The 23,387-nt window shown below is 41.2% G+C and carries 24 protein-coding genes; 7 read left to right on the top strand and 17 right to left on the bottom strand.

Going from position 1 to position 23,387, the window contains the following annotated elements:
• Positions 1–13: 13 nt before the first annotated feature.
• The 7 genes from atpB to AC13CC_RS12095 all read right to left on the bottom strand — a co-directional run bounded on the left by atpB (position 14) and on the right by AC13CC_RS12095 (position 7,127).
• Positions 14–1,153, bottom strand: a complete 1,140-nt coding sequence (atpB, locus tag AC13CC_RS12125) for a F0F1 ATP synthase subunit A (protein WP_482876668.1) — start codon at positions 1,151–1,153, stop codon at positions 14–16.
• A 118-nt stretch (positions 1,154–1,271) separates the two neighbouring features.
• The gene (locus tag AC13CC_RS12120; protein ID WP_482876667.1) at positions 1,272–1,661 is read right to left on the bottom strand and encodes a DUF6168 family protein; all 390 of its coding nucleotides are present in this window, start codon (positions 1,659–1,661) and stop codon (positions 1,272–1,274) included.
• Positions 1,658–1,888, bottom strand: coding sequence for an AtpZ/AtpI family protein (locus AC13CC_RS12115; protein ID WP_482876666.1), 231 nt, complete (start codon positions 1,886–1,888; stop codon positions 1,658–1,660). The genes AC13CC_RS12120 and AC13CC_RS12115 overlap by 4 nt, the downstream gene beginning before the upstream one ends.
• Positions 1,866–2,285, bottom strand: coding sequence for a bactofilin family protein (locus AC13CC_RS12110; protein ID WP_326276674.1), 420 nt, complete (start codon positions 2,283–2,285; stop codon positions 1,866–1,868). The genes AC13CC_RS12115 and AC13CC_RS12110 overlap by 23 nt, the downstream gene beginning before the upstream one ends.
• Before the next feature lie 21 nt (positions 2,286–2,306).
• On the bottom strand, positions 2,307–4,838 hold the full coding sequence (gene porW, locus AC13CC_RS12105; protein WP_482876665.1) for a type IX secretion system periplasmic lipoprotein PorW/SprE: 2,532 nt from the start codon (positions 4,836–4,838) through the stop codon (positions 2,307–2,309).
• Between the two features lie 101 nt (positions 4,839–4,939).
• The gene (locus AC13CC_RS12100) at positions 4,940–5,635 is read right to left on the bottom strand and encodes an ABC transporter ATP-binding protein (protein WP_482876664.1); all 696 of its coding nucleotides are present in this window, start codon (positions 5,633–5,635) and stop codon (positions 4,940–4,942) included.
• A gap of 22 nt (positions 5,636–5,657) precedes the next feature.
• Positions 5,658–7,127, bottom strand: coding sequence for a DUF5687 family protein (locus AC13CC_RS12095; protein WP_482876662.1), 1,470 nt, complete (start codon positions 7,125–7,127; stop codon positions 5,658–5,660).
• Between the two features lie 120 nt (positions 7,128–7,247).
• Between AC13CC_RS12095 and AC13CC_RS12090 the strand changes: the two genes are divergently transcribed.
• Positions 7,248–8,294 carry a ferredoxin--NADP reductase gene (locus AC13CC_RS12090; protein WP_326276671.1) on the top strand — a complete coding sequence of 349 codons (1,047 nt, stop codon included), beginning with the start codon at positions 7,248–7,250 and terminating at the stop codon, positions 8,292–8,294.
• 146 nt (positions 8,295–8,440) lie between these two features.
• Here the strand turns inward: AC13CC_RS12090 and AC13CC_RS12085 are convergent, their stop codons facing one another.
• A complete protein-coding gene (locus tag AC13CC_RS12085; protein WP_326276669.1) occupies positions 8,441–9,205 on the bottom strand; it encodes a patatin-like phospholipase family protein in 765 nt (254 codons plus the stop codon).
• Positions 9,206–9,361: 156 nt separating this feature from the next.
• Between AC13CC_RS12085 and AC13CC_RS12080 the strand changes: the two genes are divergently transcribed.
• The 3 genes from AC13CC_RS12080 to arsS all read left to right on the top strand — a co-directional run bounded on the left by AC13CC_RS12080 (position 9,362) and on the right by arsS (position 11,568).
• The gene (locus AC13CC_RS12080; RefSeq protein WP_482876661.1) at positions 9,362–9,922 is read left to right on the top strand and encodes a fasciclin domain-containing protein; all 561 of its coding nucleotides are present in this window, start codon (positions 9,362–9,364) and stop codon (positions 9,920–9,922) included.
• Positions 9,923–10,128: 206 nt separating this feature from the next.
• Positions 10,129–10,464 (top strand): arsenosugar biosynthesis-associated peroxidase-like protein, encoded by a 336-nt coding sequence (locus AC13CC_RS12075; RefSeq protein ID WP_119607732.1) that lies wholly within the window; start codon positions 10,129–10,131, stop codon positions 10,462–10,464.
• Positions 10,465–10,479: 15 nt separating this feature from the next.
• Positions 10,480–11,568, top strand: a complete 1,089-nt coding sequence (gene arsS / locus AC13CC_RS12070) for an arsenosugar biosynthesis radical SAM (seleno)protein ArsS (RefSeq protein WP_482876660.1) — start codon at positions 10,480–10,482, stop codon at positions 11,566–11,568.
• Positions 11,569–11,613: 45 nt separating this feature from the next.
• On the opposite strand, the gene AC13CC_RS12065 is transcribed toward arsS, so the two are convergent.
• The 5 genes from AC13CC_RS12065 to AC13CC_RS12045 all read right to left on the bottom strand — a co-directional run bounded on the left by AC13CC_RS12065 (position 11,614) and on the right by AC13CC_RS12045 (position 15,129).
• A complete protein-coding gene (locus tag AC13CC_RS12065; protein ID WP_326276665.1) occupies positions 11,614–11,874 on the bottom strand; it encodes a Txe/YoeB family addiction module toxin in 261 nt (86 codons plus the stop codon).
• Entirely contained in the window at positions 11,875–12,123 is a 249-nt protein-coding gene (locus AC13CC_RS12060; RefSeq protein ID WP_482876658.1) for a type II toxin-antitoxin system Phd/YefM family antitoxin, read from the bottom strand. It lies immediately after the preceding gene.
• 383 nt (positions 12,124–12,506) lie between these two features.
• Complete coding sequence (locus AC13CC_RS12055) at positions 12,507–13,568, bottom strand: glycosyltransferase family 9 protein (RefSeq protein ID WP_482876657.1); 1,062 nt, start codon at positions 13,566–13,568, stop codon at positions 12,507–12,509.
• The gene (locus tag AC13CC_RS12050) at positions 13,552–14,157 is read right to left on the bottom strand and encodes a DUF4254 domain-containing protein (protein WP_482876656.1); all 606 of its coding nucleotides are present in this window, start codon (positions 14,155–14,157) and stop codon (positions 13,552–13,554) included. The genes AC13CC_RS12055 and AC13CC_RS12050 overlap by 17 nt, the downstream gene beginning before the upstream one ends.
• 42 nt (positions 14,158–14,199) lie before the next feature.
• Positions 14,200–15,129, bottom strand: a complete 930-nt coding sequence (locus AC13CC_RS12045; protein WP_482876655.1) for a DUF6427 family protein — start codon at positions 15,127–15,129, stop codon at positions 14,200–14,202.
• 39 nt (positions 15,130–15,168) lie between these two features.
• Here AC13CC_RS12045 and AC13CC_RS12040 point away from each other — a divergent pair, with 39 nt between their 5' ends.
• The gene (locus AC13CC_RS12040; protein ID WP_293166338.1) at positions 15,169–15,390 is read left to right on the top strand and encodes a DUF6341 family protein; all 222 of its coding nucleotides are present in this window, start codon (positions 15,169–15,171) and stop codon (positions 15,388–15,390) included.
• Here AC13CC_RS12040 and purD read toward each other — a convergent pair.
• From purD to AC13CC_RS12020, 4 genes are all read right to left on the bottom strand, one after another.
• The gene (purD, locus tag AC13CC_RS12035; protein ID WP_482876654.1) at positions 15,385–16,656 is read right to left on the bottom strand and encodes a phosphoribosylamine--glycine ligase; all 1,272 of its coding nucleotides are present in this window, start codon (positions 16,654–16,656) and stop codon (positions 15,385–15,387) included. The two genes, AC13CC_RS12040 and purD, sit on opposite strands and share 6 nt — an antisense overlap.
• 389 nt (positions 16,657–17,045) lie before the next feature.
• The gene (locus tag AC13CC_RS12030) at positions 17,046–18,032 is read right to left on the bottom strand and encodes a UDP-glucuronic acid decarboxylase family protein (RefSeq protein ID WP_482876653.1); all 987 of its coding nucleotides are present in this window, start codon (positions 18,030–18,032) and stop codon (positions 17,046–17,048) included.
• 96 nt (positions 18,033–18,128) lie between these two features.
• Complete coding sequence (locus AC13CC_RS12025; protein ID WP_482876652.1) at positions 18,129–19,418, bottom strand: undecaprenyl-phosphate glucose phosphotransferase; 1,290 nt, start codon at positions 19,416–19,418, stop codon at positions 18,129–18,131.
• A gap of 130 nt (positions 19,419–19,548) precedes the next feature.
• Positions 19,549–20,553, bottom strand: a complete 1,005-nt coding sequence (locus tag AC13CC_RS12020) for an NAD-dependent epimerase/dehydratase family protein (protein WP_482876651.1) — start codon at positions 20,551–20,553, stop codon at positions 19,549–19,551.
• 40 nt (positions 20,554–20,593) lie between these two features.
• On the opposite strand from AC13CC_RS12020, the gene AC13CC_RS12015 reads away from it, so the two are divergent.
• A complete protein-coding gene (locus AC13CC_RS12015) occupies positions 20,594–21,679 on the top strand; it encodes a glycosyltransferase (protein WP_482876650.1) in 1,086 nt (361 codons plus the stop codon).
• Positions 21,680–22,828, top strand: a complete 1,149-nt coding sequence (locus AC13CC_RS12010; RefSeq protein WP_482876649.1) for a sialidase family protein — start codon at positions 21,680–21,682, stop codon at positions 22,826–22,828. It abuts the gene before it with no gap.
• Positions 22,829–23,387: the final 559 nt, after the last annotated feature.

Here is a 23,387-nt window from a genome sequence, read left to right as displayed (position 1 = left end):
TTAAACGTTCTAATTAATGATGATCTTCTTCTACCGCCATACCAAAATAAAGGGCGGACAGCATGGTAAAAATATATGCCTGTAATGCGGCCACCAACAATTCCAACAAGGAAAGTGCAAAGGCCAACAAAAAGGACAACGGGCTCCCTATCCAGTTCTTAAAAATGAACATAAGACCGATAATACTCATCAATACCACGTGACCCGCAGTAATGTTGGCGTACAAACGAATCATCAATGAAAATGGCTTGATGAACGTTCCCAACAATTCTATGGGCGCCAATATAATTTTCATGGGAACGGGCACACCTGGCATCCAGAAAATGTGTTTCCAGTAATTCTTGTTCCCCGTAAATGTTGTGATTAGATAGGTGATCATTGCCAAGGCAAAGGTAACGGCAATGTTATTGGTTACGTTGACCCCAAGCGGCGTCAAACCCAACAGGTTGATGATCCACACAAAAAAGAATACCGTCAACAAGTAACTCATGTACTTTTTGTATTTGTGCTCACCTATGTTTGGAATTGCAATCTCATCCCGAACAAAAAGCACCAAAGGCTCCAAAAATCTTCCCAAGCCCCTTGGCATAGTACTCTTCTGATACCTTTTGGCCATGGAACGGAACACCAAAAACATTAAAAGTGATACGGCAATAATAAAGACCACATTCTTGGTAATCGAAAAATCCAATGGTTTCTCATTGGCAGGGTGTGCGTCATCCACCACCAAATCCTCTCCAAAAGCATCTTCAGTGTGGGTTTCGTCACCGTGGTGCCCACCAAAATTGATAGTTCCCTCGGCATCCGTCCTATAAATTTTATTGTGATAAAGCGCGTAGTAATTTCCATCTACCTCGGCCACGGCTTCCCCGTGCTCGAACTCCGAAGAAAGAAAGACCTTAAGCCCATTGTCCCAAAGAATAACAGGAAGCGGAAATCCAATATATTTATGCTCTCCCTGATCTGTTGTATACGAATAAAGGTTGAAGTCATGGGAATCCAGAAGGTGGTGGTCTATGTATTCCTTGATCTGGGTCTTTAAATCGTGGGCACCGGTTTCAACTTCTTCTCCCTCATGGTTTTGGGCCGATACAAATCCCGCAATCAAAAAAATTACGGCAACTAATTTTTTACTGAAAAAAGAATATCGCATATGATCCAACTATGGGTCCTCAAAAATTGGTGCAAAAATACATTCCTCCTTCAAAAGAAAAAAGCTTTTTTAGGTATTATTTTTTTCTTTGTTTTTTCGGGTTGATTTCACCGCTTTGTCACACAGTATTAAGCAGTTTCACCAAAAAGAAGGTTTCCAGGGCAAGTGCATATCCGTACGGAACAAAAAACGCAAGGAACTCCAAACGTTCCAATACACCATCTTGATTAAAGGCAGGGTATAGAAAAATGAAGAAAAGCGCAAATTTTAAAAGGCTGCCTCCCAAAAAAAAGAAACCAAGCAAATCCCGGTATTTGTTCCTAAAAATGTAAATGGCAAAAAAAACGATCAAGGCCATTATCGCGTTGAGCACATAGCTCTTTGCAAGTTGAAAAGAAGAAGGGTCGTGACCCTTGTTTTCCAAAAGCCAAGATTGGGAAAAGAATGAAACAATTAACCCCACAAACAGGGTTAAAATAAAAACAATCGGGTAAGACCTGATTTTCAATCGTTGATTTTTTTCAGTTGTTGAATCACCAAATATATGGAAATCGCAACGGCCACTATTGTACAGATGGGCAAGAACACTTTTTCGGTATCAAAATGGCCGTCGAGCCACTTTCCGCCCCAGACGCCCAAATAAATAACAATGCCCATTTGAATGGCCGAACCAGACAAACGGGCTGCTGTGTTTATTGTTTTTTTATGTTTGTTAAGAGGCTTTTGCTGGCTCATTTTTCTTTATGGACTCCGGTTTGGTAGCTGTAGCACCTCCTTTGCCCATGATACAGGAAGCATTTAATGTAGTTCCGGGCTCCACGGACAATTTGGCCGCCCTTAAGGTGCCTTCAATGGTTGCAGAGGATTTTAAGGAAAGTAAATCCTTCACAATAAGTTCCCCATTGAACCGCCCTTCAATATCCGCATTCACACAATCCACCTTTCCGTTGATGTAGCCATCTTTTCCTATGACCACTTTGCCGGATGTGGTAACGTTGCCTTCCAATTTGCCATCTATCCTAAAATCGGCTTCGGAGGTAATCTCGCCCTTGATCTTGGTGTTCTTTTCAATTCTATTGGGCTGTCCGCCAAATTCAGTCATGGGTCGAGGTTTTTTGTTGTCAGAAAACATTGTGTTCTAGGGTTTTGGGGATTAAAATTGTGCTTTGTACGATTCTAGGTTCTTGTGGACCTGTATTATTTTATAATTATCGGATAAAATTACAAAATTCTCATCTTTAATAAGGTAGTCCCTATTGTTTTTTATAAGCTCCGCAAAGCCTAAAGCAAAATCTTTGGATGGAAAACCGTGTACCACCACAAATTGATCCTCCAGATTATAGATGTCCTTGGAAACAATGTTCTTGTAATTCAATTCTTTGATTACTTCTGCCAAACGCTCTTTAAGTTTGGTGGCCTTTTCATCATTTCCAATGGTAAAGGGAAAGACTACCTTCCAGTTTCCTGCGCCCGTGGAACCTGTTTCTGGTGAGAATTCCTTGTTCTCCAGTTTGGGCAGTTGCTCATCGATCATTTGCTGTGCCTTTTTCCCTTCGGGCTTGTTGGGGTAGGTGAGCGCCACATAGTTCAAGGCTTCCTTAAAAGGCTCAAATCCCTGTAAACGACCAATGGCGTTGGCCTTTAGCATCTCGAACTTGGGTACGATGGGGTCGCCCGTAAATTTGTTGATGTATTCCTCGGATTGCGTGATCACCCTTAAAAATTCTTGCTTTTGGTATTGTTTGAACAAAGCTGCATATCTGGCATCGGGACTGTCCGAATCTCCGTCGAGAACAGCTTGCGGGTTTAATAAAATCTCGGCATAGCGAGTATCGGGGTGGTTGGTGATGATGTTCTGCTTCATATCCATAGCCAAAGGGCTGCCCGATTCTTCGTAAATCTTGTATAGGTTGTATTTTGATGGGAGTATCAAACGTTCTTCGGGCTTTGAGGAAAGTACGCGTTCCAACTTGGCGGCGGCCAGCATATTGTCCTTAAATTTCTCCTTATAGATCAACCCTAATTGATAGTTGGCAAAGTTGCGTTCTCCCTTTAAACTGTCAATAACGGTCACATCAGTCGGTACTTGTTCCAAATAATAGTCTACGGAATACTTTTGGTCTTCCGTCAAGACCTCATCATTGCCTGCAACCTCTTCGCCCGTTGCCTCGGAAACCAAGGTTTTTGATCTATTGCTCCATCGCCAATCATCTTCAAGAGACCTTGTACCCCAACGGGTTTTAAAATCGTTTCTGCCATGGCCCAAACTGGTAATGTTATAAAAATAGAACTTGCCCTGATTTTCCTTTCCTCCCTTGCTGTCAGCAAACGTAGCAAACCCGGCATTGGTGCGTTCTTGTTGTTTCTCTGCTTCGGCCTCTTCCTTACGCTTCATCTCAGCGATAAAATCCTCAAAATAGGCCTTGCGTTCCGCTACGGGCATCTGGTATAAAGTAATCACGCTATCGGCATGCTGTACAATATCTTCGTATTTGATAACATCTTCGAGGTTGTCCAGTCTCTTTTTGATATCTCGGTACTTTCTAGTGTTTTCATTCAGGTTGGTCAAGGTACTGTCATAATACGAGCCCGCAATTCTGTATTCGTCCCCATCAAAATGGTAATCGGCCAAACTTTGGTAATTCAGGGCGTTTAATTTGCGCTCTCCCTGCGTTGCCTGTATGGATTTGTTGTAATAGGCCAAGGCCAAACTATCCGATTCGTAGGCCATGTGGTACTGGGCCACTTGACGGTAAATTTTGTCCAAGAAAGGTCTATTCTCCCGGTTTTCCTCCAAATCGGTGAGGTATTCCAGCATTTCTTCCCGGTTGCCCTCAGTAAGTTCGGTGTTCTGGATTTTTTTTAGGTGAGCATTGATCATGTACACCCTAGGCGATTTACGGTTGAGCTCTATGACCTTGTTGTAAGCGTAGTTGGCGCTATCCTTATGCCCCAATTGATCGTACAACTGCCCGATGATGAACAGATACCTTCCCTTTTCGGGATTCTTTTTGGTATAGGCCTGTGATATTTTTAGTTTCTGTATGGCCGTATCGGGTGCATTCAGGTTGATGTAACACTGTGCTAAAACAGCATTGGCATCGGCATACTCCTGGTCCTTGAGCTTTTCGTACTTGAACAGGCGCTTCAAGTTTTTGATGGCCACTTCGGGATTGTCCAAACGCATATTTATTTTTTCTCTCCAAATGGTAGCCTCGTTCAGCTTATCGCTCTCCACATATTTCCTTAGGATATAGTTGAAGGATTCCAAAGCTGGAATGTAGCGCTGGTCGAAATAACGAGATTTTCCAAGCAAAAGAAATGCTTCATCAATTTGAGGATTGCGTTCCTCGTCCTTGATGTCCATGCTATGTTTTTGGATGGCCTTGGTGGCCTTTTCCTCCGCAATTAAAAAGTTGGGGTTGTTGTCCTCAGAATCAAGTTTTACCTCATCCGTAACTTTAAGGCGCTCAACGGGAAGTACTTCCCAATAATCATCACGATAGTTGGCGTTGATTTCCTCCAATCCTTTTTGAAAGGCAAGATTGCCGTTGTACAAAGTGTTGTACTCGGTGTTGAGGGCGTGCCAATTTCTGTTGATAAACTTGTCCTTTTGGGTGGAACATGCATTGAATACAAGTCCTCCCAAAACCATGGCACCTATAAATGTGTGATGAAGCTTCAAAATTATCGATAATCTTGTGTAACCTTAAACTCAAAAAAGAACGGATTATTATAAGGCTTATCGATAAAATGCAAGAATTTTTACACCTGCTTTTTCAAACATCAACCCGCAAAGAAAGCTTCGAGCTCCTTCATGGTTTCGGCAGAGGTATGGATGTCCTTCACAATTTTACCCTTGTTCAGCACTACGATACGTTCGCAGACCTCGGTAACGTGAATCAGATCGTGGCTGGAAACCAATACGGTTACGCCTTCTTTGGCGGCCAAATCCTTGATGATTCCCTTTAACCGGATTTGGGCGGTCGGATCCAAATTGGCAAAGGGTTCGTCCAAGACCACCACTTCGGGATTTCCGATAAAGCTGGCCACAATGCCCACTTTCTTCTGGTTTCCTTTGGAAAGATCTCTCAAATATTTTTTCTGGCCCAAAATTTCCCCGTGGAAGAAATCATCAAAATTGGACAGTAGCGCATCCACATCGGCCTTGTTCCTGCCACGCAGTTCCCCTATAAAGTAAAAATACTCTTCGGGGGTAAGGTAGCCTATCAAAAAGGTCTCATCAATAAAGGCAGAGGTAAACGGTTTCCAGGCTTCGCTGTGGTCCACTTGCACATCTTTGTTTATAATGTGCCCGGTCGTGGGCTGGATCAAATCCAACAACAGGCTGAACAAGGTGGTTTTTCCTGCCCCATTGTTCCCGACCAGACCAAAACTTTGGCCTTTTGGTATTTCCAGATGTTCAATGTTCAAAACGGTCTGCTCTCCGTAAATCTTGGTTAAATTATGAACTGTGATCATGTATCTTATTATTAATGGTGTGTTATTTCTGTTTGTATGCTTGCAATGTTTTGTACTTCTCCTTTTTGTAAATGCCCTCGATCATGGTGAACACCTTTTCCTTAAAAACAAATCCAAGTAAGCCGAAAACGGCCACAAAAATGTACCCTGCGGTCGGGTTGATCAAAAAATGGCCTATGGCATAAATCCCGATCGGCAATACCAATTTGGGCAAAGTGAGCAGGAGTGTCTTGGCATTGAATGCCTGTTTGTCTCCAAATGCCTTTTTGTTGGAGGTGAGGTCTATCGGGGTTTTTACGTAAGCACCGCCCCAAAGTACCAAGTAACTGTTTATTCCAATATTATAGATTGCACCTACCAAGACAGCAGCATAGGCCTCCCATCCAAAATAGATATAAAAGGTGGCCAAAATGGTGGAGATGATGGTAGCTATGATCACCAAATACCATTTGGATGATAGGTACTCGCGGTACTTAATGTTCTGGCTCATCATCAAAGGGTAATAGCTACTGTCCCAACTGGGCACATACTGCCCAAAACTGAAGAGGAACCCTCCGGTAACAAAAATCCCCGCAAAAATTTTCCAAAAAGGCCCGTCATATACTTCCAGGGCGCCCGTAAAAAAGAGCAATCCATAAAATATAAAGAAAAAGCCCATGAGCACCGCCGTTCGCGATCTTTTGTTACGTTTAATGAGTTTGATGTCGTTCTTTAAAAAGGTGCCCAGATTGCCAAAGCGATCAAGCCATTCCAAGTTCTCTGTTTTGGCCTCGGTCTGTTTTTTGGCCAACCCGCCGTCCAGATACATGTGCTTTTTAAAATAGGAGAAAGCGCCGTAGTACATTCCCAACAAAACCGACCAAGGAATTATGGCCGTCCAGGGCATGTCATAGAAAAAATCGAATATGGGTTGGGTGTATTGGGTTAAATCAAACCATTGATAATATTGTGATGCCCCTGCTAGAATCAAAAGTGCTGCAAATACGTAAAAAACAGCATTTTTGTTGTTTACCATAACATTGAGGAAGTTGTTACAGTAAAAAAGGGCCATTAAAGCCAAATGCCATCCAATAACCTGTATGGGTGGATATCCCTCAACCAGCAACACAATACTAAAGGGAATAAAAAAGAACGCATGGGACATGTTAAAAAACGAGATTACAGTTTTACCCAGCGAAAAATTGACCACCTTGGTTTTGTCAATGGGCAAATACAACAAAGGTTTAATATTGGTTACTGGCATTTTTTGCAACATGTACCTAAATACAAGGTCAAAGGCAAAATAGTAAACCATAAACCGGTTGACCACCCGCAACGGATCGCCAATTTCCATATCCTCGATAATAAAATAGGCCCCAACGCCCATTCCCAGGAACACAACAATAAAGTACAGCGCTCCCAAGGCCATCAAAATCTTAAACCAAATCTCTGTCTTAAAACTTGCAGACCTAAAAAATGACTTCCACTGGAGTCCAATAAAATGCTTGAGCATGGTTGGCGTTTTTTTTGTTGGTGTCCAATTTATTGGATTTGTTACAGAAGAGGTACGCTTTTTATAAAAATAGCTGCTCAAAAGGAGTGTAATGCTTAATTTTGCAGCAAAATTCATTACATGAGCCATTTTCATGCTTTAACCATAGCCGCGGTGGACCAATTGACTCCCAATGCCGTGGCCCTTACTTTTGATGTTCCAGAAAATCTTAAAGAAGCTTATCGTTTCAAAGCTGGACAATACATTACCTTAAAACATAAATTGAACGGACAGGAACTACGCCGGGCCTATTCCATTTCCACACCGCCATCCTCGGGTAAATTAACGGTTGGCATCAAAAAGATGGAAGGTGGTACCTTTTCCGTTTATGCCAATGAGAATCTAAAGGCCGGTGATACCATAGAGGTAATGGTTCCCGAGGGCCGTTTTGTCTTTGATGAAACCTCCCCAAAAAAAATTGCCGCGTTCGCTGCCGGCAGTGGTATTACGCCGATCATGAGCATTGCCCAAACCGTTTTGGAAAACAATCCGGAGAATACCTTTGTGTTGGTGTTCGGAAATCAATCCCCTGAAGAGACCATGTATTTTAAAACCATACAGTCTCTTAAAGAACGATACGGAGAACGTTTTTTTGTACAATATGTGTACAGTAGGTCCAATGAGGAGGATGCCCTTTTTGGAAGGATTGAACGATCCACCGTCAACTTTGTGCTCAAAAACAAGTTCAAGGGAACTGAATTTGATGCCTTCTACCTCTGCGGACCCGAAGATATGATCCAACAAGTATCCGATACACTTAAAGAAAACAGTGTTTCCGAGGATAAAATCCATTTTGAGCTTTTTACCAGCGATGATACCGAAGATGAACTTGCCGGAACATTGGAAGGCAAGACCCAGGTGGAGGTAATCTTGGATGATGAGACCTTCACTTTTGTAATGGATAAAAAAGAATTGGTCCTCGATGCCGTTTTAAAACAGGATATAGACGCTCCTTATTCTTGCCAGGGCGGTGTTTGCAGTAGTTGTATTGCACGCTTGACGGAAGGAAAGGTGGAAATGGTAAAAAACCAGATCCTTACCGATGGTGAAATCGAAGAAGGTTTTGTTTTGACCTGTCAGTCGCATCCCATCACATCAAAAATCAAGGTGGATTACGACAATGTTTGATGTTGAAAGTTCAAATTCAAGTCCAGCCATCAAACTTAAAACCTGAAACGCTGAACAAGACAACAACCTAGTGGGCTGTATTCAAATGTCGGGATGAACTAATCCATTAACTAAGCAAGTGAACAACAAAAAACAGGACTAGTGGCTTACAATAATTGCTCCAAGGCCCTGCTGCCATGTTCATAGCCAATATTGAAGGCGTTTTCGATACCCTTTTTATCCAATACCCCTATCGAATCCAATTCCTTTGGTTCGATAAAAAGGTCGCATTGGTGCAACTTTTCATTGTTTGAAGCATGGATCATTAAACTGGTGACCCTTGCCGTAAGCTGAAAGGAATTTCGCAAATCTTTCTTTTCCAGGGGTGCGGTTATGGATACATTGCTGCCTATAATAAAATCCGTTAGGTGATCGACGTATTCCTTTGGAAAATTGTTCATGATGCCCCCATCTGCATAAAGTACATTATCAATCTCCACCGGACTGAAAACGGGTGGCAAGGCGGCCGATGCCAAAAGGGGTTTTATGAGCTCTCCATCGTAAAACACTTTTTCATTTCCTTTTAATAGATCCGTGGCCACCACAAAAAGCGGCCGCTCCAAACTTTTAAAACTATTCTCCGGGAAAAATTCTTTGAAAATATCAAAATAGCGTTCCGTGTCTATAAAGCCGGGCTTTTTTATGGCAAAGAAGCTATATTGGAACAAAGGTGTTTCTTTAAAAAAGGTGAGCATTTCCTCCACAGAGTTGTCGTTGGCGTAAAGTGCGCCCACCAAGGCACCGACACTTGTGCCCGCCACTACTTTGGCCTCAAGATGGTGTTCGCGCATGGCCTTGATCAGGCCTATGTGCGCCATTCCGCGGACACCTCCCCCAGAAAGTACGAGGCCTATGGATTTATTTTCAAGCATTTGTGCAAATCAATAAGCTGCAAAGTTAACATATTGCAGCTTTGGATACATTACCCCTAGATTGTATTTGGATCAAATGATCATCAATCTTACCAAAAACCAAACCCTCCCCGCAAAAACTCCGTAAGTGGTTATATAAACTAAAATTTAAATCACATGAAATCTTTAAGAACATTGATGCTGATAGTATCCTGCGTTGGATTTATGACAATTACAACAGGCTTCTCCCAAACCAAAATGGTGGGGGGCGCCCCCATGTACCCGAGCAAGGACATTGTTTCCAATGCCGTAAACTCCAAGGACCATACTACTTTGGTAGCTGCGGTAAAAGCCGCCGATCTGGTAGGGACATTGCAAGGAGAGGGACCTTTTACGGTATTTGCACCTACCAACAGTGCATTTGAAAAATTACCGGAAGGAACCGTGGCTACCTTGCTCAAACCAGAAAATAAGTCAAAATTACAAAGCGTACTTACCTATCACGTAGTGGCCGGAAAGTACAATGCCAGTGATTTGATGGAATGGATCGAAAAAGGCAATGGAAGGACAGAGCTTACTACGGTAAACGGGGACAAATTGACCGCAATGATGGGTGAAGGCACTATTATGATCAAGGATGGCAATGGTAATGTATCCACCGTAACGATTGCCGATGTGAACCAATCCAATGGGGTCATCCATGTTGTGGACACCGTGGTACTTCCTTCGGCCAAATAGTTTAGGTCGGTTTATATTTGAATGAGCACAAGAGCGGCATTTGTCGCTCTTTTTCATTTTAAAAGCCTCATAATCAGATGTAAGCTTGCTTATTTTAGAAAACCAACAATTTATCGATCAAAAGATGTAATCCATCCCATATCCTTTCGACCAAAATGAATAGTGATATTTGTTGTATGTTTAGGTGAAACATTAAATAAAGAAACATGGCCAAATCATATTACGACCCAGCAGACTTGAGAAAATTCGGTAAGATCACCGAATGGAGCGAAGAACTGGGCAACAAGTTTTTTGACTACTACGGAAAGGTTTTTGAGGAGGGAGCGCTGAGCGCCCGGGAAAAATCCTTAATCGCCCTGGCCGTATCGCACGTGGTTAAATGCCCGTACTGCATTGATGCCTACACCAAAGATGGCCTGCAACGGGGAATCACCAAAGAAGAAATGATGGAAGCCGTACACGCAGGGGCCGCCATAGAAAGTGGCGCCACCTTGGTACATGGGGTACAGATGATGAACAAGTACGACAAACTTTCCATGTAAACCTATTTTAGATTAATGGCACAAAGCATACTTACAGACCTAAAAAAAGCAGCGAAAAAATCCTTAAAGGCACAGAAAGATGCACTTGCCAATACCCAAACACAGCTAGAGGTTCTAAATGGGGAGCTTTTTGCGGATGGTGAGCTGCCCTACTTTAAAGATAAGATTGCAGAAACAGGCCATTTTCCATTACGGCCCAAAACACTGGAGGTGCTCCAGATCAATGTGGGGTACATGTGCAACCAGGTTTGTGGGCACTGCCATGTGGATGCCGGACCGGACCGGAAGGAAATCATGACCCGGGAGACCATGGAGCAATGTCTGGAGGTGATTCGGAATACTGGGGCCCACACCTTGGACCTTACCGGCGGTGCACCTGAAATGAACCCCGATTTTCGATGGTTTGTGGAGGAAGCCTCCAAAGCGGGCATCCAAGATTTTATTGTGCGTTCCAATCTCACCATTATTTTGGCTAACAAAAAGTACCACAACCTGCCTGAATTTTTTAAAAAGCACAATGTGCACGTTGTATCGTCCATGCCGCACTATACCCGTGGAAAAACCGACAAACAGCGTGGGGACGGTGTTTTTGATAAATCAATAAAAGCCTTGCAAATGCTCAACGAAGTGGGCTATGGGATGCCAGATAGCGGTTTGCGTTTGGATTTGGTGTACAATCCTTCGGGGGCATTTTTGCCTGCCGACCAAGCTGCTATGGAACACGATTTTAAAAAAGCACTGAAAGCCGATTTTGACATTGATTTCCACAACCTTTTTGCCATTACCAATTTGCCGATTTCAAGGTTTTTGGATTATCTCATCGCGTCGGACAATTATGAGGATTATATGTACTCCTTGGTGGAAGCCTATAATCCGGCTGCGGTAGAAAATGTAATGTGTACCAATACCATTTCCGTAAGTTGGGACGGTTGGCTCTACGATTGCGACTTTAACCAAATGCTGGACCTAAAGGTAGCAAGCCCAGTAAGACACATTAAGGATTACAATGATGATGTGCTGAGCAATCGGGACATCGTTATCTCACAACATTGCTATGGCTGCACCGCGGGAGCGGGAAGTAGTTGCCAAGGTTCGGTGGCTTAAGACGTCTTCTACGGCAGGAACGACCGCGCTCGCACGAGCGGGACTTTACTTTCCATAATGATATCGGCAAGCTGCAATCAATAACCTATCATTTTCATATTTGTAGACCAATCGGTGTTCCGATGTTATCCGTCTTGACCAATAGCCCTGTAAATCCCCTTTTAAGGCTTCGGGTTTTCCAATGCCCTCAAAAGGGGTGCGCATATAGCTTTTGATAAGCTCGTTTATTCGTTTTACTATTTTCTTGTCGACTTTCTGCCAATACAGATAATCTTCCCTTGAAGATGTGGACCAGGTCAGCTTCATCTACTCCATCATATCTCTTTCAATACCGTTTCCCGCTTCCAGTTCTTTGATGGAGTTCAAGAGAATATCCCTGTTTTTGCCCGTCAACAAATAGGTGGTTTCCTTTAATGAATTGTATTCGTCCAATGATATCAAAACAAGATCCTTGCCGCCCTTGCGCTTGATGATGACCTCGCTTACATCGTTGACAACCTTATCGAACCAATGTTTTAGGTTTGATCTAAAGCCTGTATAGTTTACTGTTTCCATAGTGCAAATATGCCAAAAAAGTACTTAAACACGTACTTTTTAACTAAATGTACGGGGCGTACCAATGATTTGCCGTTGGTGCGAGCCTGCCTATGTCAGTGTCACGCTCGTATCTCCCTACTCTTAATCATTTTTCAAAGAAGTATACAAAAGGTTCACTAAAAGGACACACTTGATTAAACTCTAAGCGATATCGGCCAAAAAAAGGGCTCGTTGTATCTTTTAACAATCCTATTTTCGGATTTATTTTTTAAATGGATTCACTTATATTTCCAAATGGAGTTTGATATGCGCTTTTGCTTCGAATACTTAAAGATGGTAGATTTAGAGGCCATGAACAAGATAGACTTGATCATTGGCACTTGATAATCCATGAATGCCCCTTATGAAATGACAGATGGCTCCAAAACCCCCAACAACTTTTCCAAAACCTCTTGAGGGTGAATGGTTTTCATGGCATTTTCGTAACCCTCGGGTACCTTGTTGCCATATACCGAGGTTGGAATCAAAGGATAGGCTTCACGGTCGGCCATAACTGCGTTTTCCAAAGGCTGCCCAAACGGATAAAACCCGGCATAAGGGTGGGTTACACCCCAAAGGGTAACTACTGGAATACCATAGTTGGTGGCCATGTGCGCGTTACCGCTGTCCATGGACAGCATCACATCCAAATTGGAAATAAGCTGCAGTTCTTCGGATAGATTTAACTTGCCCGCCATGCACAGGGTATTTTTGTAGGTAGCTGCAAGCCGTTCCAGTACCTCCACCTCATGGGTTCCGCCTCCAAACAACAAGATTTTATACTTATCGGTATCGTTGAGGGTTTTAATAACCTCTTCCGTGGATTCCAACGGATACATTTTGCCTTCGTGGGCGGCAAAAGGTGCTATTCCCACCCATTTTTTGGTGCCCTGCTGCACAAGTTCCAATACTTTTTCTGAAAGTTGGACACGTTCCAATGGTTTGGCAGTGGTTAAATCAATGGGAAAACCGAGATCGGCAAAAACATCAGCATATCGCTGGTGGGTGCTCTTTAATTGCCCAAAAACTTTGTTTTTGGGGCGGGTGAGCGCCTTTTTCTCCTTTCGTCCCTTGTCAATCTGGGCAAATGGAGTGCTTTCCAAAGCAAAATACTTTTTGAGCACACGGCTTCGCAATACGTTGTGAAGGTCTGCAACGGCATCAAATTGCAACAATTTCAGCTCTTTGTAGAGTCGCCATAGCCCCATCAAGCCTTTGTGCCGTTTTTTTACGTCGGCTTCTTTTACCTGAACGTTCCTCAACCCATTAAAAATAGGCATGAACGGTTTTTTGGTAAGTACGGTAAGCTGTATTTGTGGATATTGTTCGGTCAGCGCACGGATAACGGGTACGGTCATCGCCACATCGCCCATGGCCGACAACCGAATCAACAAAATATGGGTTTCTTTACCCTTTTTGTCCACGAAGCACAGGGTTTAGTTCATTGTCGTTGTACATTTTCATCTGTTTGTAGACTTTCATGTACTTGTTTCCAGCTTCAATATCGGCCAATAATTGGTCTATGGCTGTGGAAAGGTCCTTTCTCTGCTCCAAAAGCACGGTAAGTTTATCATTGCATTTTTGGATGTGCTGTGGTGAGGCATCCGTTCGGTTCACCTCTTCTTGCATGTGATAAATTTTCAATGCCAAAATGGAAAGTCGATCAATGGCCCATGCAGGGCTCTCGGTATTGATAGTGGCGCCATCCTTTACTTGTACCGACTGGTATTTATGCAAAAAATAACTGTCGATATATTCCACCAAATCCGTACGGTTTTGGTTGCTCGCATCGATTTTCCGTTTAAGGTCCAGCGCCGCCGCCGGGTCGATCCCTGGGTCGCGGATAATGTCCTCGTAATGCCATTGTACGGTATCGATCCAGTTTTTTCTATAAAGCAGGTGCTCTACTTTATCCTTTGGATAAGGGTTGATGAATTCTTGGTACACATCGTCCTTAATGTGATAGGCATCTATACTTTCCTGAAATATCTTGAAGGCAAAGTCGCTGAACATAATTCAAATAAATTTGTTCAAAGATATTGCTTTATGCCATATTTACTCAAGATGAATGGCAAAAAGCGAGCAGGCCACGACCATGCTTAGAATCAAGACCATTTCTTGAAGCCTGCGTTTTTTTATACCCTCGAAATAGTTGGTAAAAAAAACGGTTACGGGGAAAAAGGTGATCAACACGGGAGAAGCATCGGCCGGGGTAAAAAGAATAATGCCCGTTCCCAAAACAAAGATCAAGAATACTATCCTGAGCAAAAGCAATTTACCGCCGCTCACATTGCGCAGGCGCACAAACACCAAAATGGAAACAACAATCGTTAAAATAAGGTAAACCAAGGTCTTTATGTTCAGTACCTGAAAGAATGATTTGGTGGTAAAAAGCCCCAATGAGAACTGATAGTGTTCCTTAAAAAAGCCCAAAGAGCCCTTCAGTTTTAGCACGGTAAATGTCAAAATAAAAATAGCGGCAAGCCCTAATAAGGGTATCAACCAATTTTTCAGGGTCTTTCTGTCATAAACCAAGATTACAAGAAATACAAGAAACATAAATGCCAGGGCCCAATCGTAAAATAAACTTGCAAGGGCAATCAGCAGGGAGGCATCAAAGATTTTGTGCTTTACATTTTTTATGGATTTGATGGACAGTATCCTCCAAAAAGCCAAAACCAAGAAAAAGTTGGCGAAAACCGCATTTTGAAGGACGAACTCATCAGAAAAAGTGATAATCAAAAGCAAAAAAAACAGCATGGCATAGGAGTTGGATTCCGTGGCCTTTTCGGTCCTTACAATCTGGTTGACAATAAAAATGGACAACAACAAGGCTGCGAACAACAAGATTTCCAAGGCAATAACCTCATTGATTCTTTGTTCCCCTAACTGAAAAAAGACATTGGTGAAGTAAAAAAGAAACAAAATGATGGCAAGGACAATGTGATTTATAGGTTTAGTTTTTCCGAAAAAGCTTGAAATCATCTTATCTTTTGCTACTTTTGTAAGGTAAATATAGCCAACATGAGCAAGTTTTTTTACGGTATAGAGGACTTATTTGTAAACTACCTTTTCGCACCATTGGATTTTTTCCGTTTTATGGACAGCTGGTGGGGTGCCAACTCCATTAACTGGATTTTTATGATCATTGGCTTTGTGGCCATGGTTTATTGGATGGGCCAATTGAAAATTTTCAATGAAAGTGGTGAGGAAGATAAGAGTATCAGCTCTCACTCCTACCTATAGATCGAACCCTAAATCCTTTCGGTAGTACATGCCATCAAAATGGAGTTTTTCCATATTTTGATAGGATTTCCGTAACGCTTCCCTAAAATCTTTTCCAAAGGAAGTGATGGCTATTACCCGCCCTCCATTGGTTATCACTTTTCCGTTGGACAGCTTTGTTCCCGCATGGAAAACAATGGAATCTGTTATGTTTTGGGTTCCTGAAATTTCCTTGCCTTTTTCGTAGGCTTCGGGATAACCGCCCGATACTGCCATCACGGTCGTTGCCGCCCTTTCGTCAATTTGAAGGTTTACTTGATCCAAGGTTCCATTGGCCATGGCCAAAAGCACCTCGACCAAATCGGTTTTCAGTCTTGGGATTACCACTTCGGTCTCGGGGTCGCCCATTCTAACGTTATACTCGATTACCTTGGGTTCGTCACCGACTTTTATCAAGCCGATAAAAATAAAACCGACATAGGGCAGATTATCGATTTTAAGGCCGTCTACGGTAGGTTTTACAATTTGACGCTCTATCTTATCCATAAAGATGGAATCGGCAAATGGAACCGGGGAAATGGCTCCCATACCTCCCGTGTTGAGGCCAGTATCGCCCTCGCCTATTCTTTTGTAGTCCTTGGCCGTTGGAAGAATTTTATAGTTGGTACCATCAGTAAGTACAAAACAGCTCAGTTCAATGCCGTCCAAGAATTCCTCGATGACCACCGTGGCACTTGCGTTGCCAAACTTGGAGTCTAGCAACATGGATTTTAACTCGTCTTTGGCTTCTTGCAAATCCTGAAGAATCAACACACCTTTGCCAGCGGCAAGTCCGTCCGCCTTAAGGACGTAGGGCGGTTTTAGGGTTTCCAAAAAACTATACCCTTCTTCCAAGGTCTCACTGGTAAAACTTTGATAGGCTGCCGTTGGAATATTGTGCCGCATCATAAACTCTTTGGCAAATTCCTTGCTTCCTTCGAGTTCTGCCGCTGCTTTTTCTGGTCCGATTACAGGAACAGATTTTAGTGCCTCATCATTCAAGAAAAAATCGTGTACCCCTTTTACCAAGGGGTCTTCTGGTCCCACTACCACCAAATTGATGCTTTCTTTCAACACCAATTGTTTAATGGCTTCAAAATCGTTCACACCTACCTCAACATTTGTGGCGATTTGGGAAGTTCCCGCATTACCGGGCGCTACAAACAATTTGGATGTTTTGGGGCTTTGTGAAATTTTAAGGGAAATGGCATGTTCGCGACCACCAGAACCCAAGACCAGGATGTTCATGATTCAAGTTTTGGCAAAAATAACGCAATTCAAATATAATTTAGGCGTTATTTGCAAATGATCTGTGTTTACTGCTCGACACCGATTGCGCAATTTCCCACTAAGTCATTATGGAGCGTAGTTGTCAATTTCGAGCGTATGCGAGAAATCTGAAATTCAGGTAGGTTTTTCATTCGCTTCACTACTTCGAAATTGTAACGGTCAACTAATTCGTCGACAAACTTTTTTGTCCATCCATCGGCACAATACTCTTATCGAGGTAATCCTTTGGGCACGAACATCACCAGTTCCCATGAATGTTAATTCTTTATTTTCGAATGCCCAAAAGAATCCGTAGGTAGGATTTCTCAATCGTAGCTTCGCCCCTCATTTACAGAAATGACAAAAAATTACTTTTTGTTATGGTTTGAAAAGTCCCTGTGTTCCGTTTTTTCAAGTTCGCCCTTGGATAAGCCTTTGAAAAATTCAAACGTTTTGCGCATGCCTTCCTCACGTCCCACTTTGGGTTCCCATCCCAGAATTTCCTTTGCTTTGGTAATATCGGGTTGGCGCTGCATGGGATCATCTTTGGGCAATGGTTTGTAAATGATTTTTTGGTCGGTGCCTGTTAGCTTGATAATTTCCTCGGCAAAATCCTTAATGGTGATTTCATTAGGGTTGCCTATATTTACAGGAAGTGTGTAGTCGCTCATCAGCAAGCGATAGATTCCTTCGATTTCATCATCTACAAAGCAAAAAGAACGGGTTTGTGAACCATCTCCAAAAACGGTCAAGTCCTCACCACGGAGTGCCTGTCCCATAAAAGCAGGGATTACACGACCATCGTTCAACCGCATTCGAGGGCCGTAGGTGTTGAATATCCTTACAATCCTTGTATCCAACCCGTGGAACCGGTGATAGGCCATGGTGATGGATTCTTGAAAGCGTTTGGCCTCATCGTATACGCCTCTTGGTCCTATGGTATTAACGTTACCGTAGTACTCCTCGGTTTGTGGGTGCACCAAGGGATCACCATATATTTCCGATGTAGAGGCTATCATGAAGCGAGCGTTCTTTTCCTTGGCAAGGCCCAACAAGTTGTGAGTTCCCAATGCTCCTACTTTTAACGTTTGAATGGGAATCTTTAAATAATCAATGGGACTTGCAGGCGAAGCAAAATGAAGGATATAATCCAGATTTCCAGGTACATGTACAAAGTTGGTTACATCGTGATTATAGAACGTAAAGCGTTCCAAGGGGAATAGGTGTTCTATGTTTTTAAGGTCTCCCGTAATAAGGTTATCCATTGCAATAACCTCGTGCCCTTCTGCAATAAATCTGTCACAAAGATGGGAACCAAGAAAACCTGCTGCTCCGGTAATTAGAGTTCTTTTCATTTATTTTAATGTCAATTGTAATCTTCAACTTTACAAACATAGTCTTTACAAACACGGAATAAAAGTTTTTATTGTCAAGCACACAAGATTTCAGGTTTAATAAGCTTTCTCTTCACCTCTGAGGGCATTTAGAATTGTTTGTACAATAATCTTGAAGTCCAAGAAAATAGACCAGTTCTCAATATAGAATATATCAAATTTGATGCGATTTTGGATATCAGATTCTGTTTCCACCTCTCCCCTATAGCCCCTTACTTGGGCCAAACCCGTTATACCTGGCTTTACAAAATGACGGACCATGTATTTGTCAACACTACTGGCATATTCATTGGTGTGCTTTACCATGTGGGGGCGCGGGCCCACTACGGACATGGTTCCGAACAATACATTATAAAATTGGGGAAGTTCGTCGATACTTGTCTTTCTAATGAACCTCCCAATCTTGGTAACCCGCATGTCGTTTTTGGTGGCCTGAATATCATCGGCAATTTTGTTGGGCGCCATCGACCTGAATTTATAGCAATAAAATTCCCTATTATCGATTCCGTTTCTTGTCTGTCTAAAAAAGACGGGGCCTTTGGATTCCAGTGTAATCAGGAGTGCCAAAATAGGGGTCAACCATGACAATAAACCCAAAATGACCAATAACGAAAAAACAATGTCAAATGTCCTTTTAATAAAGGCGTTTATTGGATTGTCCAATGGAATATCCCTTAAGGAAAGAACTGGAATATAATCGTAATATTCGAATTTAAGTTTTTTGGAGAATATGTTTTTATTGTCGGGCAAGAACTTTACTGTTCTTAAATTGTTATCAGCAAAATTGATGATTTTTATTGTAAGACTATTACTAACCTCTGAAACCGAACAGTATATTTCATCAATTCTATTGTTTAGAATATATCCAAAACATGTCTCAATATTACAATCTTCATCTTTCAAGGAAAACTGTTTCACAAAATTGTAGCCATATTCAGGGTGTTCCTTGAATACTGAAATCAGTTGGTCTGTCTTTTTGTTCTTGCCCAAGACAACCACATTTCTAATATTGCCTTTTATTCTTTCCCGATATTTCATCAGTACGTAATAGTTCAAAAACTTAATGATAGAAACTAGAACGAGTGAAATCAAAAGGTATTCGGCAATGGCCAAACGACTCATACTGGGTTGTTTAAAAAATCCAATGAACGCATATTGAATTAAAAAGAAGAAGAAAAATTGCCGAAACAAAAGCACCAAAAGATGAGTAACCTTGCTGTATCTATAAATTGAATAAAACTGAACCTTTAATGCGATAATTGTCCAGGCGATTATTATGTAGGAGTGAAAAAGTAAGGGATACTTAAATTGAAGCGGTAGGTAGTAGGCCAATAGGTTGATTACCATCAAGTCGATTAGTAGGGAAACAGGGACTATTAGTCCAGAATATCTATGGTTGCTAAAGAACAAATTAAAAGTTGTTTTATATCAATAAAATTAGACCATAATACTTGAGGTTAACTCAAATAAGGGATAATTAAAAATCCTCTGGGGCGACTGACTTCCAATGCTCCAAAGATTTTTCAAATCCATATTTAAATTCAAAGCCATTATCTATTAAATACTGGGGTTTTATGTTAGTGGGAAAACCAGCCTTTTTGACCCTAACCGGATGAATAGCAGATTTTTTTCCTATAAGTTTTACGAGTATTTGATAAATGCCAGCAACAAAAGCCAAAATAGTGGTTGAAACCGAAAGTGTAGGTTTAGAATAGCCTAGCTTCCCTTTAACTACTTGTGTCATTTCCTTTAATGATACAAGTGGGTTTTCTGTATAATTATAAATAATCAGCGGCTCGTTCATGGTGTCCATTGTGAATAACATACTTTCCACAAGACCGTGAACATAACCATAGGCCTTAATCACATTTCCACCATTAGGTAAGATGAAGACCCCTCTCTTCAGCGCCTTAATCATTCGATAAACATTTCCAGGGTCGTTTGGACCGTATATCACACTTGGTCTAACAATGATTAACCTTCTATTCTCCTTGTTACGTTCAAGCCATTTTTGATGTATCTGTTCGGCCAAGGCCTTAGAAATCCCATACCCAGTTTCAGGATAAAGGTTTGTTTTTTCAGTACTTTGTTTTGGTGACTTACCATAAGGAGCTATACTACTTGTAAAAAATATATTGTTTATGCCCAATCGTTCTGCAAGCGCATTTATATGATTCGCTCCTGGGACATTGGTGTCGAAATATTCTCTAAATTCATGACCCGGTTCCCGATGAACGGCCGCAAAATTGAAAATCCACGACTCCCTGCCATCAAAAACCCTATCTGGATTTGGTAGTTCTTTCCTAACATCGGCAAACATATACTCCAATCTACCAGAACTGACTTCACCTTCAAACCCTTTTAAAGGCTTGATGTCCATTACTATGCAATGCTCAAATCTGTTATTCGCCAGTAGATATTTAAGCAGGTTTCTTCCAATATAGCCAGAGCCTCCAATAATTATTGCCGTTTTGCTTTTCATGTTCGAATTTTGAGGTTAAAAATAGTTTATTTTTGTCTATATGAAAAAAATTAGAGTTTTACATATAACCGAACCCTTTGCTGCAGGTGTCTATAATTATGTTAAGGAAATATGCCGCTTTTTTGATGAGGAATCCAGATTTGAAAGTTATGTAATATATAGTCCCAACAGAAATGGGACAGACCTTGAAAAAATAAAGAGGGATTTTTCCCAGCGTACTACTTTGAAGCAAGTTCCCATGTCCAGGGAAATAGATATTAAATCTGATTATCGGGCTATTGTTTCCCTTATAAAGGAAATCAAAAAAATACAACCGGATGTTATTCACCTTCATTCTTCAAAGGCAAGCATCTTAGGTCGGGTAGCATCCGTTTTTTACAGAAAAGCCAAGGTTTACTATACTCCCAATGGGTATTCCTTTTTACGCCAAGATATCGGGAAAGGGAAAAAAAGGTTTTTCTATCTAGTTGAAAAGTGGACCCCTAAATTGTTCGGAGGCACAACCATTGCCTGTGGAGACACAGAATATGAACATGCCAAAAGAATTGGAAAAGCCAAATTAGTAAGAAATGGTGTCTCACCAAAGCAATTGTTAAAGTATAACACTGTTATTGAAAAGAAGAAATTCAAGGTGGGTACCATGGGGCGATTAAGTCCACAGAAAAACCCCACGCTTTTTAATGAAATTGCCAAGGAGTTGCCAGAAATTGAATTTATATGGATTGGTGCAGGGCAATTACAGAGTGAGTTAACTTCAAAAAATATCATTGTAACCGGTTGGAAGACTCATGAGGAGGCTATGAAGTTGGTCAACACCTTTGATGTTTATATTCAAACATCATTATGGGAAGGATTGCCATTTACCATAATTGAATCTATGGCGCTATCCAAACCAATAATTGCAACAAATGTGGTTGGCAATAAGGACGCAGTTACAAATGGTTATAACGGCTTTTTATGCGATGATGCACAATGTTTTATTAAGCATTTAAACTTGCTTCGCCACCAAAAAGATATTTTATTGGAAATGGGGAAGAATTCAGTCGATCGATGTAATCAGATATTTAATCAACAGAAAAACTTTAAGTGCTTAAAAGCAATTTACACTAATGCAATAGATACCTAAATGAATTATTATAGTCTTTGTATGCTTTTTTGTATGGCCTTCTTTTTTTCTTGTCACAGGGTAAATCATAAGGCCATAGAAAATACCGGAAAATACGAAATAAGCGACCATAAAAATCTAGTTTCTGAAGGGCATACCGCAGAGGGAGGGCTTGTAAGGTTACACAATGGCAATATATTGGTTTTGTATAGAAAAGACCCCAGTTTTTCTCATGTTAGCAATTCTGGAGAAATAATGGGTAAATTGTCTAGGGACAATGGCAATAGCTGGGGACATGAGTTTGCTGTCTATAATAGCAAGTATGATGACCGAAACCTTGTAGTGGGTCAATTAAATTCTGGTGAAGTTATAGTTGTTTTTAGAAGATTTGATGATCAAACACAAAAAACCGTAGACGCTGGCTATATTAAAAGTAAAAATGGTCTTGATTGGGGCAATTACAAACCAATAAGTAATACTGAGGACGTCTTTAACCAACCATTTGGAATAATCAGCCAAAATGGTAAAACGAATTCTTTTTTAATGGCATATGGAAACGGTATCATAAAAAAATACCTTTCAAATGACAATTTCGTTGCTAACATCTTAGAGAAAACCATAATCAACTCGCCAGACAAAAATCTTCAAGAACCTTTTGAGGTTTTACTAGACAACAACGAAAGTATACTTCTATGCAGAAACGGTAAGGGGGGAAAAGGTGAGCCTTCCTTTTTTCAATTCAGTTCAAAAAATGGAATAGACTATAAATACGATGGCCCAACAAACATATTTGATGATTTCGAATATTCGGTTCGGAGTCCAGTTTCGTTAACCTATTCTGAATCTGATAAAATGTTGGAAGTTGTAGTAAATTCTCGGTATCTATACCAAACTAAGAAGAACGAAGAAAACAGCATAAGAATCTATACTCAACCAGTTAAATCGGTTTTAAAGAATTCTAAAGCATATACCCTAAACACTTCTATTGCCCGACCAATGCCCTCACATCACTGGCTATATGGATATCCAAAAAGTATTGATTTAAACGCCAACAAAAGGTTGTATATTATATCCGATGCGAAAATTCATAATCCAAAAATACAGGGTTCACACTTAAAAAATGAAGATGCTGATTTGTTCTATTTCATTCTATTAAAGTCAAAGAAGTAATTCGATTTACCCTTAATATGGATATACTGGTGATGCTGACCCCTCGTACTGGGCATACTGACCCCTCAAGGATTTTGGTCAAAAAGATAAGACAATGACAATATTACAGTTTTTTTCTTAGACTTTCCCCCTCTTTATGTAAAGCTTTACATAAAGAGGGGGAAAGCTTAAGAAAGGGAATTTTAAAAAACGCTTAACACATTTTTTTTGTATAATTGAAAGATTTTTCAAAGTGGCACTGTTTGACCGAAACAGGTGGCACCATCACTCCGAAATAGCCACCCCCCTCTTTCAATTGGATATTCCGACCCAAAGTTTACCACCATTCCGAGCCAATGTTTACCACCGATTCCGAAGCAATGTTTACCACTGATTCCTGAGTATAGTTTACCAGAATAATCAGGGCAAAAATTTACATTTTTTCTGATTGATTAGGGTTTTTGAAGATGGAACTGTGCTTTTTTAAGCTGACATTCCGGCACAATATTTACCAAAAATTCCGAAGCAAGGTTTACCACCAAGGGAACAAATCCATAATGCTGGAGTACATTAGGTTGCA

This window comes from Flagellimonas sp. L-11 (assembly GCF_056857735.1).
The sequence above is the reverse complement of the archived record's forward strand: the minus strand, read 5'-3'. Positions and strand labels throughout refer to the sequence as shown.